Annotated in this window: 15 protein-coding genes and 1 pseudogene; 6 read left to right on the top strand and 10 right to left on the bottom strand. The window is 60.8% G+C overall.

The genetic code is table 11. The features are described 5' to 3' along the window. Positions 1–328: 328 nt before the first annotated feature. A complete protein-coding gene (locus QD409_RS33820; protein WP_092856456.1) occupies positions 329–1,123 on the bottom strand; it encodes an AraC family transcriptional regulator in 795 nt (264 codons plus the stop codon). 118 nt (positions 1,124–1,241) lie between these two features. On the opposite strand from QD409_RS33820, the gene QD409_RS33825 reads away from it, so the two are divergent. Together QD409_RS33825 and QD409_RS33830 are read left to right on the top strand one after the other, a co-directional pair. Further along, a complete protein-coding gene (locus QD409_RS33825; RefSeq protein ID WP_430764879.1) occupies positions 1,242–2,417 on the top strand; it encodes an FAD-dependent oxidoreductase in 1,176 nt (391 codons plus the stop codon). A gap of 11 nt (positions 2,418–2,428) precedes the next feature. Continuing rightward, on the top strand, positions 2,429–2,848 hold the full coding sequence (locus QD409_RS33830) for a hypothetical protein (protein ID WP_430764880.1): 420 nt from the start codon (positions 2,429–2,431) through the stop codon (positions 2,846–2,848). A gap of 192 nt (positions 2,849–3,040) precedes the next feature. Here the strand turns inward: QD409_RS33830 and QD409_RS33835 are convergent, their stop codons facing one another. The 8 genes from QD409_RS33835 to QD409_RS33870 form a co-directional block, all read right to left on the bottom strand. Next, positions 3,041–4,081, bottom strand: a complete 1,041-nt coding sequence (locus QD409_RS33835) for an LLM class flavin-dependent oxidoreductase (RefSeq protein WP_092856430.1) — start codon at positions 4,079–4,081, stop codon at positions 3,041–3,043. A gap of 12 nt (positions 4,082–4,093) precedes the next feature. Further along, positions 4,094–4,999 (bottom strand): ABC transporter substrate-binding protein, encoded by a 906-nt coding sequence (locus QD409_RS33840; RefSeq protein ID WP_245298197.1) that lies wholly within the window; start codon positions 4,997–4,999, stop codon positions 4,094–4,096. Between the two features lie 110 nt (positions 5,000–5,109). Continuing rightward, positions 5,110–6,054: an ABC transporter substrate-binding protein gene (locus QD409_RS33845; RefSeq protein WP_430764881.1), complete on the bottom strand. Its 945-nt coding sequence runs from the start codon at positions 6,052–6,054 to the stop codon at positions 5,110–5,112. A gap of 92 nt (positions 6,055–6,146) precedes the next feature. Then, the gene (locus QD409_RS33850; protein ID WP_092856436.1) at positions 6,147–7,925 is read right to left on the bottom strand and encodes an amino acid ABC transporter permease/ATP-binding protein; all 1,779 of its coding nucleotides are present in this window, start codon (positions 7,923–7,925) and stop codon (positions 6,147–6,149) included. A 40-nt stretch (positions 7,926–7,965) separates the two neighbouring features. Continuing rightward, on the bottom strand, positions 7,966–8,514 hold the full coding sequence (locus QD409_RS33855; protein WP_092856464.1) for a GNAT family N-acetyltransferase: 549 nt from the start codon (positions 8,512–8,514) through the stop codon (positions 7,966–7,968). Positions 8,515–8,522: 8 nt separating this feature from the next. Then, on the bottom strand, positions 8,523–9,722 hold the full coding sequence (locus QD409_RS33860; RefSeq protein WP_430764882.1) for a M20 aminoacylase family protein: 1,200 nt from the start codon (positions 9,720–9,722) through the stop codon (positions 8,523–8,525). Positions 9,723–9,737: 15 nt separating this feature from the next. Beyond that, entirely contained in the window at positions 9,738–11,087 is a 1,350-nt protein-coding gene (locus QD409_RS33865) for an LLM class flavin-dependent oxidoreductase (protein ID WP_430764883.1), read from the bottom strand. Positions 11,088–11,112: 25 nt separating this feature from the next. After that, a complete protein-coding gene (locus tag QD409_RS33870) occupies positions 11,113–12,105 on the bottom strand; it encodes an MsnO8 family LLM class oxidoreductase (protein ID WP_092856444.1) in 993 nt (330 codons plus the stop codon). Positions 12,106–12,525: 420 nt separating this feature from the next. On the opposite strand from QD409_RS33870, the gene tauA reads away from it, so the two are divergent. From tauA to QD409_RS33890, 4 genes are all read left to right on the top strand, one after another. Further along, positions 12,526–13,539 carry a taurine ABC transporter substrate-binding protein gene (gene tauA / locus QD409_RS33875; RefSeq protein WP_430764884.1) on the top strand — a complete coding sequence of 338 codons (1,014 nt, stop codon included), beginning with the start codon at positions 12,526–12,528 and terminating at the stop codon, positions 13,537–13,539. A gap of 55 nt (positions 13,540–13,594) precedes the next feature. After that, entirely contained in the window at positions 13,595–14,383 is a 789-nt protein-coding gene (locus QD409_RS33880) for a taurine ABC transporter ATP-binding protein (protein ID WP_092844321.1), read from the top strand. Continuing rightward, the gene (locus QD409_RS33885) at positions 14,380–15,234 is read left to right on the top strand and encodes an ABC transporter permease subunit (RefSeq protein WP_092844323.1); all 855 of its coding nucleotides are present in this window, start codon (positions 14,380–14,382) and stop codon (positions 15,232–15,234) included. Before QD409_RS33880 ends, QD409_RS33885 begins: the two co-directional genes overlap by 4 nt. Before the next feature lie 71 nt (positions 15,235–15,305). Then, positions 15,306–16,376: an LLM class flavin-dependent oxidoreductase gene (locus QD409_RS33890; protein ID WP_092844325.1), complete on the top strand. Its 1,071-nt coding sequence runs from the start codon at positions 15,306–15,308 to the stop codon at positions 16,374–16,376. A 231-nt stretch (positions 16,377–16,607) separates the two neighbouring features. Here the strand turns inward: QD409_RS33890 and QD409_RS33895 are convergent. Next, positions 16,608–16,898, bottom strand: a pseudogene (locus QD409_RS33895) (methyl-accepting chemotaxis protein); the annotation flags it as partial.

Consider the following 16,898-nt stretch of genomic DNA (forward strand, 5'->3'; position numbering starts at 1 on the left):
GTCCCTTCGTCCCTTCGCCGGGACGATGGATGGGTTAGGCCGCAACCGCTCACGCAGCACTCAAATGACTGCGCATCTTTAGATTGGCCAGCCGGTCCTCAGCAGACCCCATACAGCAGCGGCCCCAGCGTCGACTGCGGACAGAAGCAAGCACTCGGCGAGGGATTAAGCTCAAAAGGGATTGACTCAATGCCCGTTACAGAAGAGCGGTTCTCAGATTCCGTGAAGAACTGAACCGCTCTAAGGACAGCAAAGAGACTGCGGGCGGGCGCCGAACGATATTCGGCGCCCGCTTGCTATGTCAGCTGAACGCTAGGTGCCGTTCGCTTCAGCTCTTCCTCACGGAAAGATAGCGGCGCGGCGATAGACCGAATGCCTTTTTGAACATCGCAATGAAGCTGCTCGCGCTTGCATAGCCCAGGCTCTCGGCCACCTCGATAATCGTGCGGCCCGCAGTCAGATATTCCAGCGCAAGCAGCAATCGTGCCTGCTGCCGCCAATTTGCGAAGGACATGCCTGTTTCCGCATGGAACAGACGCCGCGCCGAGCGCTCGGAGATACCGGCCTGCTGCGCCAGCGCATGAAATGTTTGCTCGCTCGCAGGATCTCGCAGCACCGTATCGGCGATACGAAGGACGCGCCGGTCGGCCGGCATGGGCAGATGCAGGCTCTCGGTCGGCGCCGCGCGAACCTCATCCAGCAAAACGGCCGCAAGACGGCGCTGTTGCGGCGAGAGCTTTTCCTCCCAATGCCAGGTGGTCGCTCTGCGTACGAGTGCGCGCAACACATCGCTGACACTTAGTACGCATGGGCTTTTCGGCAGGCTGGCACTGGCATCCGGGGTCAGGAAGATGCCCCAGCCGCTCAGCACGCCATTGATGCTCGCCCTGTGCATCACATTGGGCGGAAGCCAGCCTGCCCGCTGCGGCGGCAACAGCCAGGAGCCCTCCGGCGTGCGCATATGCACAAGCCCGCTCTCGATACAAAAAAGCTGCCCGCGCGCATGGGAATGCCAATCATACTCCTGCGTCCCGAGGCGAAACGCGCTGCCGGGTTCATCCGATCCCCAGAAGGCGATGAGGGGTGGTCCGTCGGCGCGATCGTCGAAGTCTTCGAGGTCCATATTCGTTTGGCCGCTTTGCGATATTCTTAGTCCGAATGTCGTTATCACGTCCGGATGCCCCTGCGCTATCGTTCCGCTCGGTTTTGAAATCGACAACAGGGCAGAACAGAAGATTTTCATGCGAGACTTTCATGTCATCATCGTCGGCGCAGGCCTTGGGGGCCTGTGCCTTGCACAGGGATTGAAGCGTGCCGGCATCGGTTTCGATGTCTACGAGCGCGATGCGGCGCCCGATAGCCGCGTCCAAGGATATCGAATCCGGATAGCCGCCGACGGGCAAAGGGCGCTGGCATCTTGCCTGCCTCCCGGGCTCTTCGACCTGTTTCGAGCGACAGCTTCCGTCAGCTCGTTGGCCGGACGCTTCCTGACACCGCAACTCCTGCCCATCACGGGGCGCACGCCGGAGAGCTGGGATACGGGCGAGGAGGAGGATGCAAACGACCTGAGCGTCAACCGCCAGACCCTGCGTGAAATCCTGCTGTCGGGAATAGAGGAACACGTTCATTTCGGACATGGCTTCACATCCTACCGCCGCATGGACGACGCCTCCGTGGAAGCCTCATTCGAAGGCCTGCCGCCGATATCCTGCAACCTGCTGGTCGGCGCGGACGGTGTGAATTCGCAGGTGCGCCGACAGCTGGCACCCTATGCCGTGCCGGCGGATACGGGAACGATATGCGTCTATGGCAAGATCGAGCTGCCGCTGCCGGCAGGTTCCGACCACCTCTGCGACGGCACGACCGTTGTGTTTGCCGATGGTTGCACGGCGATTTTCGATCTCATGCGTTTCAGGGAGGATCTTCCAAGCCTCGCCGCCCGTTTCGCACCGGATTGCAGCCTCACGCCGATGGCCGACTATCTCTATTGGGCGCTGATCGGTCCCCGTCAACGACTAGGCCTTGAAGAAGAATACGATCACGTACAGGACCTGCCGATCCTGCTGCGAACGGCAATGCGCGACTGGCATCGTGATCTGAAGCAGGTCATCAGCCGAAGCGAGCCTGCGGCAGTGGCTGCGCTACCAATTCGTAGCGGCCGCCCGGATGCTTTGTGGCCATTCGGCGCAATCACGCTTCTTGGGGATGCGATCCACGCCATGAGCCCCGCCGGCGGACTTGGCGCGAACACAGCGCTCGAAGATGCCCGCGTGCTTGCGGAAATTCTTAGCGACACCGGAGCGCGACCGGTGAACGTCGCGTTGCTCGACTACGAGGCCAACATGCGTGAGCGGGCCACCCGCGCCATCGACGCCTCCGAACGTGGCGCTGCAATGCTATTTGAAAATCTCGCCTGAGGAAAAATACCATGACAATCGACGCATCCACCTTCACCTTTCACGATGTATCCCTGTGGCCGATCGTCCGTCAGAACGCTCAGTCCGTGCAGCCGGGCTATACGGAACAATGGGAGCGAGAGATGGATTCCTTCCTTGCCATCTCCATGCCCTTCGTCGTGATCATGGAGGGCGGCCAGCCGGCTGAGGATCACGAAGATCGCAAAGCGAGAGGCATCTGGCTCAAGAGGAACAAGACGGCTCTCGCCACGGTCTGCAAGGCCGTCATCGGCATCGAGGCCAGCGCCATCAAGCGCGCCGCCGTGCAGGTGCAGATGAGCCTCGCAACAAAAGCATTCGGCACCAGAATGGAAATCGTTGCCACGCAAAAAGAGGCTTTCGAACTCGCCGAGCAAATCCTCGCGGAAAAGGGGCGCGGGTCGGATAGCTGATATCGGCCCGCCCGACGACATCCCAATCGCCGAGGCGCTGCGCGCCATCTACGGGATCGACATGTACATCATTCAACATCCCGCTCTGGTCACCCCATCGCTATCCCGACCTAAAGAAGCATTGCCTGTTTAATGCGGATCGGCGAGCATGCTCGCTGATCCGTTCCCCTAAAATATTCGGTCTTCTGCTGGTCAAAATGCCGAGCGACGCAGGATCGGCGCGGCTTTCCAGCCCAATTCCGGCGCGATGAGCGTCACGAAATCATGGAGGATCTGCCGGTATTCCTCGTCGTGAAACTCGTAGGGCAGCTCCAAACGAAATTCGCTGACATAGGGCAGGATCGGATCGGCATATAGACGCGCGAGGATTTCGTCCGACGTGCCGACAAGATCGCGGGCAAAGAGCGTTCGCCGTTCGCCCTGCGGCGAAAGCGTACGCTCGTAGCGGCCCGCCGCATAGTCCGTGTAGCGCTTGCGCGTCACGGCATCGGCGCTGTCGAACGGCACGATGACACGGCCGAGCGCCACTCGCCTGGTATCGCCGCCGGAGACGCGGTAGGTCTCCAGTTGCCGGGATTGCGCCACGAAGAAATCGTCGGTCTCCTCGCCGGTCGTGACATTGCCGATCAGAAGATTGAAGCCATTGCGGCCGGCCCATTCGGCCGAGCGCAATGAACCACCGCCATACCAGATGCGGTCGATCAGCCCCTTTGCGTAGGGCTGAAGACGCGGACGCTGCGGACCGAACGGCGTCTTGATGACCGTATGCTGATCGCCAACATAAGTCCCTCGCAGATTATCGGCGAAGCGCAGCACCCTCTGATGGGAAAAATCGTAGCTTTCCCAATCGCCGTCGAAGGCGAGCGGACCGATCAGATCGGCATGCAGCGGGCGCCCCGCACTGAGCCCGATGTTCAAGCGTCCGCGCGACAGGACATCCACCGTCGCAAGATCTTCCGCAAGCCGATAGGGGCTTTCGTAGCCGATCGGAATGACGGCGGTGCCAAGCTCGATATGCCGCGTGCGCTGCGTTGCCGCAGCAAGAAAGGCACTTGCGGAGGAGATGCCTGGTTCGAGATGCCGCTGCCGAACCCAGGCGCTATCGAACCCTTTCTGCTCGCCATGCTCCAGAAGCTGCAGGGTTTGCTCGAGACCGGCCAACGGGTCCTCGTCAGGATAGTTGCCCGGCGTGAGAAAGCCGATATGGCTGATCGAAGGGGCGGGATGGCTCATCTCGCTGTCTCCTCAAAATTTCGGCAAGCCGGGCGGATTGGTTTCCGATTTCTGCAGCGCTTCCTCTGCGAGATGCCAGTGGTCGAGGATCCTGGCATAGGTACCGTCCTTGATCAGCCCGTTCGTGGCAGCGGTGAGCGCGGTCGCAAAGCCGCTTCCCTTGCGGGTCGTGATCGCAACATCGGAGCGATCCGGCCAACCGGCGCTCAGGGTGCCGACGCGTTTGATATTCTTGTCGCGCGTTGCGATATAGACGAGCTGAGCGTGCGGCTGCACGATGACATCGGCGCGATCGGAGCGGAGTGCAAGAAGACTCGCTGCATCGTCGTCGTAATACTGCAGCTCTAATGGCTTCAGGCCGGCCTTGACGTCCTCATCGCTCCACTTCAGCAGGATGCGTTCCTGGTTCGTGCCTGCGCCGACGATGATCCTCAGACCCGCCGCATCCTTCGGCTCCTTGATGGCAGCGATTTTGCTGTCGGTCTTGACGAAGAAGCCATGCAGGCCCTGGCGATAGGTGGAGAAGTCAAACTTCTCTTTCCGCTGCTCGGTGACGCCGACGTTGGAAATGACGGCATCGTATTTGCCCGATGTCAGGCCAAGCGGCCAGTCGGCCCAGGCAACCGGGATGAGTTCCAGCTTCAATCCGAGCGCATCGGCAACGGCAGAGGCATAGTCGGGGTCAGCACCGACGACCGTTTTGGCGTCCGTTGCGTAGGTGGCAAGCGGCGGCCCACCGGGAGCGACGGCCACGGTGAATTTGCCCGGCGCAACAAATTTGAAGTCCTTGGGAATGGCGGCAATCGCCGCGTCGTTCTTTGCCGCATGGACACGTCCGGGCTGCTCCGGGCTGAGATCGAAATTTCCGGCTGCGCTTGCCGGGCCGGGGCCGATCAAGGCCGCCGCCGCCATGGCCATAAACGTTGTTCTGAAGTTAGGAAGGATAGTCACGGAAACTGTATCTCCATAGCAGAAGGATGGAAGCGGACCGGCGCGGGCCCCACCGGCGCCGGTCCGCTCGGCCAACATTACGAACCGCTCTTCGGCAGGCCCGCAGGGTTGGTCTTGGATTGATCGACGGCTTCGGCATTCAGGCTCCAGTGCTTCAGCACCTCGCCATACTTACCGTTCTTGATCAGATCGTTGAGAGCGAGCGTGACGGCATCGGCGAGCCCGGCCCCCTTCTTCGTCGTAACGGCGATTTCAGCGGTGATCGGCCAGCCACCCGAAACGGTGCCGACAAGCTTCCGCGTGCCGTTGATGGCGGCTTTATAGGCTTGTGTCGCATTCGGATTGAACTCGACATCGGCGCGACCCGATTGCAGGGCTAAATCGGCCGCAGCGCGGTCATCGAAATACTGCACCTCGATCGGCTTCAGGCCGACCGCCACGTTCTGCCGGTCCCATTCGAGAATGATCTTCTCCTGGTTCGTGCCGGCTCCCGTGATCACCTTGAGACCCGCGACATCCTTGGGCTCCTTGATTTCGGTGATCTTGCTGTCGGCCTTCACGTAGAAGCCGAGCACATCCTTGCGATAGGTGGAGAAATCGAATTTCAGCTTGCGCTCCTCGGTGACAGTCACGTTGGAAATGACGGCATCGTATTTGCCGGAGGAGACGCCGAGCGGCCAATCCTCCCAGGCGACCGGCACCAGCTCGAGCTGAAGGCCGAGGGAGTCGGCGATCAACTGCGCGATATCGGGATCGGCACCGACGACGGTCTTTGCGTCGGTGGCGTAGGTAGCGATCGGCGGATCCCAAGGATTGATGGCCACCGTGAACTTACCGGGATTGACGAACTTGAAGCCGGGCGCGATGGCCTTGGCGGCGGCTTCGTCCTTCTCTGCCCTGACGCGATTGGACGTATCGGGGCTCAGGTTGAATTTTTCGGCCGCACTAGCCGGCGCGCAGCTCATGGCGACGGCGGTGATAACCCCCGCCAGTACGTACTTCGTTCTATCAAGGAATGCCATGTCCCTTCTCCATTTCATCTTTAGGTTGTTGCGGTTGTCATTGTTGTCCGAATGCCGCCGGGGCTCGGCATTTTTTCACCAGCTTTTGTCGGCTAGAGAACCTTGGCGAGGAATTCGCGCGTGCGCGGATGCCTTGCATCGTTGAGGATCTGCGCCGGGGCGCCGGCCTCGATAACATGGCCGCCCTCCATGAAGACGACCGTATCGGCGACCTCGCGGGCGAAGCCGATCTCGTGGGTAACGATCACGAGGGTCGTGCCGGTGCGGGCAAGCTCCTTGATTACGTCAAGCACCTCGCCGACCAACTCGGGATCGAGAGCCGAGGTCGGCTCGTCGAAGAGAAGAACCTTCGGCCTGAGCGCCAGGGCGCGGGCGATCGCGACGCGCTGTTGCTGGCCGCCGGAGAGCTGACGGGGATAGGCATCGATCTTATCGCTGAGGTCGACGCGGGCGAGCAGTTCCTGCGCAAAGGCTACCGCCTCCTCCCGGCTTACGCCACGCACCTGTATCGGCGCCTCGATGAGATTTTCCAGAACGGTCAGGTGCGGGAAGAGATTGAAGCTCTGGAAAACCATGCCGATGTCGGTGCGGCGCTTCAGAATGTCCTTCTCCTTCAGCTCATAGAGCACCTCGCCCTTCTGGGTGTAGCCGACAAGCTCGCCGTCCACCGAGATGAAGCCGCTATCAACGCGCTCAAGATGGTTGATGGCACGCAGCAGCGTCGATTTTCCCGAACCCGACGGGCCAATGATGGCGGTCACGCTGCCGGCCGGCAGGCTGAGCTCGATATTGTCGAGAACTTTCAGCGTGCCGAAGCTCTTCGAAATCCCATGAATGCGCACGGCTCCACCTTTGGCGCGAAGACCGGCCGCACTCCGAAAGGTCGCAAGCCTCGCGCTATCAGGCGCGACGACGGCCACAGGTAGAGGCCGACGGAAGCGTTGGAAAAAAGCCTGGAACGGCAATGGCGTCGGATTGCGCACTGCGCCCTTGGAGAAATAGCGCTCGATATAGTGCTGAATGACCGACAGGACCGTCATGATCACGAGGTACCAGACCGTCGCCACCATCAGCAGCGGAATGACTTCCAGATTGCGACGGTAGATGACCTGTACGGTGTAGAAGAGCTCCGGCAGGGCCAGCACGTAGACCATGGACGTGCTCTTGGCGAGACCGATGATCTCGTTGAAACCGGTGGGAAGGATGGAGCGCATGGCCTGCGGCAGCACGATGCGGAACGCCTGGCGCCAGCGCGGCAGGCCAAGTGCGGCCGCCGCTTCCAGTTGCCCCTGGTCGACCGAGAGGATGCCGCCGCGGACGATTTCCGCAAAGAAGGCCGACTGGTTCAGCGTCAGTCCGAGAAAGGCCGCGGCAAAGGGCGTCAGAAGCTGCGTTGTCGGATAATTGAACAGGATCTTATCGGTGAACGGCACGCCGACACTAATGGTTTCATAGAGATAGCCAAGATTGTTGAGAACCAGCAGCAACACGATCATCGGGATCGAGCGCAGAAGCCAGATATAGCCCCAGGAGAGACTGGACAGCAGCGGCGATTTCGACACGCGCGCCAGAGCCAAAGCCGTTCCGAGAACGGAGCCGGAAACGGCCGCAAGCGCCGTCAGAAGCAGCGTCCTGCCGAGACCGACAAGCACCGGTTCGGCAAAAAACCATTCGGCGAACACACCCCATCCCCAGCGGGGGTTAGTGAAGGTGGAATAGAGAACTGCGGCAAGAACGAAGGCCGCAAAGATCGTCCCTGCGGTACGGCCAGGATGCCGCGCCGGCACGATGCGATAGCGCGCATAATCCGTCTTCGCCTCGCTTGTTCCGGCGGGCGGTTTGATATCAGCAAAGTCCGTCGTCAGTGCCATGATGCTTGCCCCTTATGATTGTCGTTGCTTCATTCCGCCATCATCGCCCGGCGACGGCCAACCGCTGCTGCGACCCGGATGTCTCGGGGGAACAGGACAGCGCCAGATGGCTGACGTCCTTTTCGAAAGGCAGGCTCTTGTAGATTTCCGCATCGACCGATGTGTCGAAGAGCGCCGTGTATCCATTGTTCAGATAAAGGCCGACGGCCTCGGGCTGCCGAAAGCCTGTGGTCAGATAGATGCGCTCATAGCCCTGGCGCGCGGCTTGCAACTCCAGCTCCACGAGCAGCTTGCGCGCCAGCCCCTGACGCCGCAGATCGTGCCGCGTCCAGATGCGCTTGAACTCCGCCGTTCGGTCGTCATAGTGCTTGAAGGCACCGCCGCCGATCGTCTCGCCGTCGCGCAGCAGAAGCAGGAAGTTGCCGTGCGGTGGCGCGAAGGCCTCCGGCGGATAGCGGTTTAGCTCGGCAGCCGCACCGTCCGCGTTGAAATAGGTGCCGTAGCGGCTGTCATATTCGAAAATCAGCTCGTCGATCAGCGGCTTGGCACGCGGGTCCAGCGTGGTCGTGTAAAGAAACGTGTCGCTCATGTCGTTCGTCACCTGTTGTCATCCGCAAGGAAAGTTTCGGCGAGCCGCACCCAGTAGCGGGCAGCGGGCGCGATGATGGCGTCGTTGAAATTGTATTGGGCGCTGTGCAGCGGCGCGCTGTCGCCGTTACCGACGAAAAGATAGCTGCCGGGCTTCGCCTCCAGCATGAAGGCGAAATCCTCGCTGGCCGTTCGCGGCCGGAAATCCGCGACCACGGCCGCAGGCCCGAGCGCCTGCAGGGCAACGCTTCGCGCAAAATCGGTTTCATCGGCATGATTGACCAGGGCCGGAAAGCCGAGGCGGTAGTTGACGTCGGCCACTGCGCCAAAGCTCTCGGCTTGCGCCCGCGCGAGTGCCGGTATGCGCTCCTGGAGCTTCGTGCGCACCTGTTCGCTAAAGGCGCGCATGGTAAGCTTCAGTTCGACACTCTGCGGAATAACGTTCGACGCGGACCCCGCGTGGATGGAGCCGACCGTTGCAACGGCCATGTCCTGCGGATCGATGTTGCGCGAGACCACGCTTTGCAGCGCGGTAATGAAGGAAGCAGATGCCAGCACCGGGTCGACGGCCCGATGTGGTTCGGCGCCATGACCGCCCTTGCCGACGATCTTGATGACCGCCTGGTCGACGGAAGCCATAGCGGGGCCTGCAACGAAGCCGAACTGCCCCGTCGGCACTCCCGGCCAGTTATGCAGGCCGAAGACGGCATCGACGGGAAAGCGGTCGAAAAGCCCCTCCGACAGCATCTTGCGAGCACCTGCGCCAATCTCCTCGGCCGGCTGGAAAATCAGCCGAAGCGTACCGCTGAAATTGCCGTTCTCGGCGAGATAGCGCGCAGCAGCGAGCAGGATCGACGTGTGCCCGTCATGGCCGCAGGCGTGCATGACGCCGGGATTGCTGCTGGCGTAATCGAGCCCGGTCGCCTCCTCAATGGGCAGCGCATCCATATCGGCACGGATGCCGAGGCTGCGCTGCCCATCGCCCCGCTTAAGCGTTGCGACAACGCCGGTTCCGGCGATGCCCGTTACGACCTCGTAACCCCAGTCCGCAAGCAGCGACGCTACTTTCTTGGCTGTTCGATGCTCCTGAAAAGCGAGCTCAGGATATTGGTGCAGGTCGTGGCGCAACGCGATGATTTCATCGAGATGGGCAGCAATGCCCCTCTCGATAGGGTCATTGATCGAGGCGGCCTTGATGATGGCGTTCATGGTGATCGTCCGGGCTCAAGCGCCGACGGCCTTTGCGGGTTCGATCTGATGGGATTGCGCCGCATAACGGCTTTCGCGGAACGGCAGGCCCAGATGGTCGCGCAGCGTCTCGCCCTTCAGCACCGGATCGAAATAGCCGCGCCCGGTGAGGATCGGAAGAACATGCTTTGAGAAGTCATCGAAGCCTTCGCCGATGACCGGAAAGCCGAGAATGAAGCCGTCGGCACCTTCCTCATCCACCCATCGGATGATCTCATCGGCGATGTGCTGGGCGGTTCCGATGAAAGAGGTCCGTGGTGTTGCGGCATCGAGCGCCACCTCACGCAGAGTGAGGCCCTTTTCCCGCGCGGTTTTCTTGATGCGATCGGTCGTCGCTCGGAAGTTGTTGCGGCCGATATCACCGAGATCGGGGAATTGTTCATCAAGGGGATAGGCGCTGAAATCGTGATGATCGAAGAAGCGGCCGAGATAGGCCAGTGCCTCGTCGATGGTGACGAGATCGCGAATTTGCCGGTATTTGGCATCCGCCTCTTCCTGCGTCGCGCCGACAATCGGACCGATGCCCGGAAAGATGCCGACATCGGCTGCACTTCGGCCATGCGCGATCGCACTCTGCTTCACCTGCTTGTAGAACACCTTGGCATCTTCGAGCGGCCCGCCATTGGTGAAGACGGCATCGGCGTGCTTGCCGGCGAGCCGGATGCCGGAATCGGAGGCTCCGGCCTGGAACACGACCGGCTGCCCCTGCTTGGAGCGGCTGATGTTCAAAGGGCCTTCAATGCGGAAGAAACGCCCCTTATGGTTCAGGCGATGCAGTTTGGATTTGTCGGCATAGACACCCGCTTCTCGATCACGCACGAAGGCATCGTCGTCCCAGGAATCCCATAGCCCCTTGGTGGCATCGAGATATTCGTCGGCGATCTCGTAGCGCAGCTCATGCTCGGGATGTTCGCGGCTGTAATTGCGCCCGGAACCTTCGAGCGGCGAGGTCACGGCATTCCAGCCGGCGCGGCCGCCGCTGATGAGATCGAGTGAGGCGAACTGGCGGGCGATGGTGAAAGGATCGCTGTAGGACGTCGAAACCGTGCCGACCAGACCAAGCTTCGTCGTATAGGCGGCAAGCGCCGAAAGGATGGTCAGCGGCTCGAACCGATTGAGGAAATGCGGGATCGACTGTTCGTTGATGTAGAGCCCATCGGCGACGAAGGCGAAGGCGATGCCTGCCTCTTCCGCCTTGCGGGCAGTCTTGACGAAGAAGTTCAGATTAGTGCTGGCATCGGCCGGGACGCTCGGATGCCTCCAGGCGTTCATGTGACCGCCCGGCCCCTGCAGCATGATACCGAAATTGACGTGTTTTTGAGCCATGATTGATCCTCCTGGGACAGGCCGTTCAGGCAACGAGGGAAAGCCGCTCTTTGGCGAGCAATTCGATTGAGGCGAGCCGTTCGGCCGCCGTCAGCGCCGGTGTGTCGAGCACGAATTCCTCGACGCCGTAGCGCCGATGCAGCGTGTCGAGCTCATCGCGGATCTGGGCCGCCGTGCCATGCAGCACGCTTGGCACCTTCTCTTCTGTGCGGTAATCCGTGACGCCTGCCTGGCGAGCAAATTCCGCCGCCTGCTCCTGACTGCCGACATTGACGCTCTGGCCATTGGGCAGGAAGAGCTTGACGATGCGAAGCTGGCCGACGCGCTCACGGGCATGGGCCTCGCTTTCGGCGGCAAAGGCGGCCAGCGCCAGGATCGGAACCTTTCCGCCCGTCGCCCGCCCATAGGCTTCGAAGGTCTTGCGCAGATTTTCGGGATCGCCGTTCAAATGGCCGGCGAAGACGAGCGTCCAGCCCTTTTCCGCCGCAAGCTCGGCGCTTTCAACGCTGGCGCCGAGAAGGAAGCGCTCCGCAGCGCGAGGCGGAAACGGCGTCGCCAAGGCGCCTTCGGAATTTGGATCGGCGGCAAGATAGCCATTCAGATCGGACAACTGCTCGCCAAAGCTCGGCTTTTTTTCCGGATCGACGGCAATCTGCAGCGCGCGGGTGGATAATGGGAAACCGCCTGGCGCCTTGCCGACGCCGAGGTCGATGCGACCAGGCGCAAGCGAGGCCAGAAGATTGAATGCCTCGGCAACCTTATAGGCGCTGTAGTGCTGCAGCATCACGCCGCCGGAGCCGATGCGGATCTTCGAGGTCCTGGCGATTAGATAGGCGATCAGCACTTCCGGCGCCGAACTTGCGAGGTTCGCCATGTTGTGATGCTCGGCAACCCAGAAGCGGTGATAGCCGAGCTCTTCGGCTCTCACGGCCAATCGCGTCGTGACACCGAGTGCTTCGGTGGCACTGAGCCCCTGCTCGATCGGGCTCTTGTCGAGAAGGCTAAGAAGATAAGACATGCCGTTCCGTTTCATCCCTATTTGCGCCAATGCCGACCATTGACGCTATAGTCTATAAAAAGCATAGATTTTAAGGAATTTAAGAAACAGCGTTCTTTTTGTTCGGCCTCATGCGGAAAAAATAAGCAGTTGATCATATTGGCTGGCACGCGGATTTCACCGTTGCGTACGGCCCAGACATGCCCTTCGACAAGCGCTCGCTCTTTAATCTGAAGAGCGATCTTGCCTTTGCTCGATACCGGATCTCCTCCTCTGAAAGAGGCGATCCCTGCGGCGGCCGGCCAATTGGGATAAACAATTCCCTTTATAATCTATAAAAATAGTTTGTTATTTCTATCAATCACCCCGCCCTCTTCGCTAGGCTTTGCTCATTGCACTCAGGGAACCGCCGGAAATCGTGATCCGGCCAAGGGGACGAATATGAACTTCAAGCAACTGATCGCTGCGGCCGCATTCGGTCTCGCTAGCATTTCGACGGCCGTCACTGTAAACGCGGCCGACAAGAAAGTGACCGTCGGCTATCAGACCGACGCCTTGCCTTCCTCGGTGGCCATCGCCAACGGTGACTTCGCCAAAGCGACCGGATACGAGATCGACTTCCGCAAGTTCAATTCCGGCGCGGAGATCTTTGCAGCCATTGCGTCTGGCGATGTGCAGATCGGCTATGTGGGCTCGAGCCCGTTCGCCGCGACGGCATCGCGCGGCCTCGAAATCAAGGCCTTCTACCTCTCATCGATCTCGGGCATCGATGAGGCGCTTGTGGTGCGCAACGGCTCCGGCATCAACACGCTCGCCGACCTGAAGGGCAAGAAGCTCGCGGCGGCGCCGGTTTCGACCGACCACTACCAACTCCTTGCCCTCATCAAGTCGCTAGGTCTCACGGAGAAAGATGTGCAGGTCTTCGCCGTCCCCCAGCCGGAAATCGTCGCCAGCTACAATCGCGGCGATATCGACGGCGGCTTTGTCTGGGATCCGGCGCTGACCGAGCTGAAGAAGAACGGCAAGGTGCTCGTCACCTCCAAGGATGTCGCCGATAAGGGCGCTCCGACCTTTTCCGCATGGGTGGCAACGTCGAAATTCGCCGCCGACAACCCGCAGTTCCTGAAAGCCTACACCTCCGTCATCAGCAAGTACTATGCCTCATTCGCAGCGGATAAGGCCGTATGGGGACCGGATAGCGACAATGCAAAGGCGCTCGCCAAGCTTCTTGGCGGTACGGCGGATCAGCAGGCGGCGGCCTTGAAGAACCTCACGCTGCTGACACCCGATGTGCAGGCATCCACAGACTGGCTCGGCGGCGGCGAGAAGTCGGGCGCGGCCAAGATTTTGAAGGACACCGCGACCTTTCTGAAAAGCCAGGGCAAGGTCTCCGAAGTTCTGCCGAATTACGGTGCCTTCGTCACCGCCGATGCACTTGTAAACGCCAGCAACTGATCCTCCCTGACGCTGGCGCACATGTTGCGCCGGCGTCGAACCTTTGAGAGAAGACATGCTTCAAGTCGATCATGCCAGCGTATTCTTCGTAGCGCGCGACGGGCGAGCCGTCCATGCGCTCGATCGCGTCTCCTTCAACATTCCCGAACGCGGCATCGTCGTTGCCTTGGGAGCTTCGGGCTGCGGCAAATCCACCCTGCTCAATGCGATCGCCGGGTTCCTGCCGCTCTCGGAAGGAGCAATCACCCTCGATGGCCGACCGGTCTCCGGTCCCGGCTCGGATCGCGGTGTCGTCTTCCAGAAGGATTCGCTGCTGCCGTGGAAATCCGTCGTCGACAATGTCGGGCTCGGGCTGCAGTTCGCTGGGTTGGGGCGGCGGGAACGGCGCGAACGTGCCTTCGAATTGCTGCGGCTCGTCGGGCTGACCGAGTTTGCAAATGCATCACCTTACGAGCTCTCGGGCGGCATGCGCCAGCGCGTCGGCATCGCCCGCGCGCTGGCGACCGATCCGGATATCCTGCTGATGGACGAACCCTTCGGCGCACTCGACAGCCTGACGCGGGAACAGATGCAGGAACTGCTCGTCTCCGTCTGGGCGAAAACCGACAAACGGATCTTCTTCATAACCCATTCGATCGCGGAGGCACTGTTTCTGGGCACCGAGGTTCTGGTGATGTCGCCGCGACCGGGCCGCGTCGTTGCCCGCTTTGATCTTGATTTCGTCCGTCACTTTGCCGCCGGCAGCGACGCGAAGTCGATCGTCTCATCTCCCGAATTTGCCGATCTCAGAGAGGAAATTCGCACGATCCTCCACAATGCTGAAAATTTCAGGAGCGCGGCATGAGCGACATTACCGGAACACGCGCCATCGCAGCTCAACCACAAGAAACGAAAGCAAAGCTCGTCCAAATGCCGGGGTTCGGCGTCGGCACCAAGCCGACGATCGCGATCAGCATAGCAACGGGAGCCGCCTTGATTGGCATATGGTGGCTCGTCTCGAAGCTCGGCCTGGTCTCCCATCTTTTCCTACCGCGGCCCGACGAAGTGTTGACGCAGGTCGGTGTCGTCTATCGCGATGGCTATGCGGGTGCTTCGCTGTCCGAGCACATAGTCGCAAGCCTCTTTCGGATCGTTGTCGCGGCAACCATCGCGATCGCGGTCGGTATTCCGGTCGGCCTGCTGATGGGGCTCAGCCGCTGGGCCAAGGGCGTTCTCGACACGCCGATCGAGTTCTATTGGCCCCTGCCCCCTTTATCCTATCTGCCGTTGATGATTATCTGGCTCGGTATCGGCGAGACCTCCAAGATCACCCTGCTTGTGCTCGCCATGTTCGCGCCGATCTGCCTTTCCGCTCAGGCAGGCGTCCGCTCGCTTCCGCTTGAGCGCGTCAATGCGGCGCGTTCGCTGGGTGCAAGCCGGCTGCAGCTCTTTTTCTCCATCGTGCTGCCCTCTGCTTTGCCGGAAATCCTGACCGGTGTCAGGATCGCGTTCGGCATCGGCTGGGGTACGCTGGTGGCCGCCGAACTTATCGCCTCGACGCGCGGCATCGGTTTCATGATCATGTCGGCATCGCAATTCCTTGCCACCGATGTCGTCTTCGTCGGTATCGGCATCATCGCGATCTGCGCTTTTACATTCACGGCGGCGATCCGCATTCTCGAGACGGTTCTCGTTCCGTGGAAGGGCAAACTCTGAACCCGCGTGATCGAGGTGGGGCACGCTCCGGTCTCATCAAGGAACTCTATCGAAGTCATGCAGGCACAGTCATGAGCAGCAACAGCGAATTTCTCTGGTACATTCCCAACGACACCAAGCCTGGCCATCGGGGCGATTCTACAGTCGTGAACCATAATAGTCTGGAAACGCTGACGAGCCACGCCCAAGCTCTGGAGGAACATGGATGGAAAGGCGCGCTGATCGGCACCGGCTGGGGCCGGCCCGACACATTCACCGTCGCCGCAGCTCTTGCCGCCCGCACCACCACTTTCGAGCCACTGATCGCAATTCGCCCCGGCTACTGGCAACCCGCCCAATTCGCCTCCGCCGCTGCTACGCTGGATAACCTGAGCGGCGGCCGTGTACGCGTCAACATCGTGTCGGGCAAGGATAATCTCGCCGCTTATGGCGACAGCGAGGGCGACCAGGCGCATCGATATGCCCGCACCCGGGAATTCATGCGGCTGGTTCGCAGGCTCTGGACCGAAGAAAACGTCACCTATGAGGGCGAGCACTTTCGCGTCGGCAACTCCACTACGGCGCCGCGAATCCAGCACCATGGCGAGCGCCGGCACCCCAAGCTCTATTTCGGCGGCGCTTCCGAAGCTGCAGAAGGCGTTTCCGCCACGGAAGCGGACGTCCAGCTCTTCTGGGGCGAGCCGCTGGACGGTGTCCGCGAGCGGATCGAGCGCCTGAAGTCGTTGAGCAAAAAGCTCGATCGCGATCTTGCTCCGCTGGAGTTCGGATTGCGGATCACCACGCTGGTACGCGACACCACGGAACAGGCATGGGCCGATGCCGAGGCAAAGGTCGCTGATATGGCCAGGAACAACGGAGCCGGCTGGCATGATCATCGGCAATCCATTGCCGAGGGACAGAGGCGATTGTTCGATCTGAACGCGCGCGGTGACGTCCTCGACGACAATCTCTACACAGCGCCGGGCAAAGTCGGTGGTGGCGGAGCCGGCACCACCTGGCTGGTGGGATCAGCGGCTGAAGTTGCCCGTTCTCTGCGTAAATACCGAGATCTGGGCGTCACTCATTTTATTCTCTCGGATACGCCCTATCTCTCGGAAATCAGGCGACAAGGGGATCAATTACTGCCCCTTCTGCGCAACTGATCGGCTAAACCGAAGTTAGCTATACCCACAGAACATCGACAGCACCCGGCTTTCCAAGCCGGGCTTCGCGGCAGCCATCTCGGCTCCTTCCCATTGAGGCATGCAGCTTTTGAAATGAACGGCCAAGGCCGGATTTTTCTCATTTAGGAACAAAAAATCGCGGCCGATCAGGCCGCGATTTCAGATTTTCAGATCGACCAATTGCTCATTGGCCGTTGCGCCTAAGCAAGATTAAAACTCTTCCCAGGACGCCGTTGCCGCCGCCGCTCCACCGGAGCCTGCGAAGGAGCCGGCAATCCTTGCCCGAAGCGAACGCGCCGGCGAAGCGGCGGGGCTGGACTGCTCCGTCACAACGGCTGGCCGAACCTGGCTGCGGCCGCCTTGAAGCGCGAACTGGCCGAGGAGGTCATTCAAGGCCGTCACTTCCTTGCCGAGGCTGTAGCTCGCGGCGGTGGATTCCTCGACCATGGCGGCATTCTGCTGCGTTCCCTGATCGATGGTGTTGACGGCGGTGTTGATCTC

Origin of the sequence: Rhizobium sp. BR 315, assembly GCF_050577975.1 — a bacterium.
Taxonomy (GTDB): domain Bacteria; phylum Pseudomonadota; class Alphaproteobacteria; order Rhizobiales; family Rhizobiaceae; genus Rhizobium; species Rhizobium miluonense.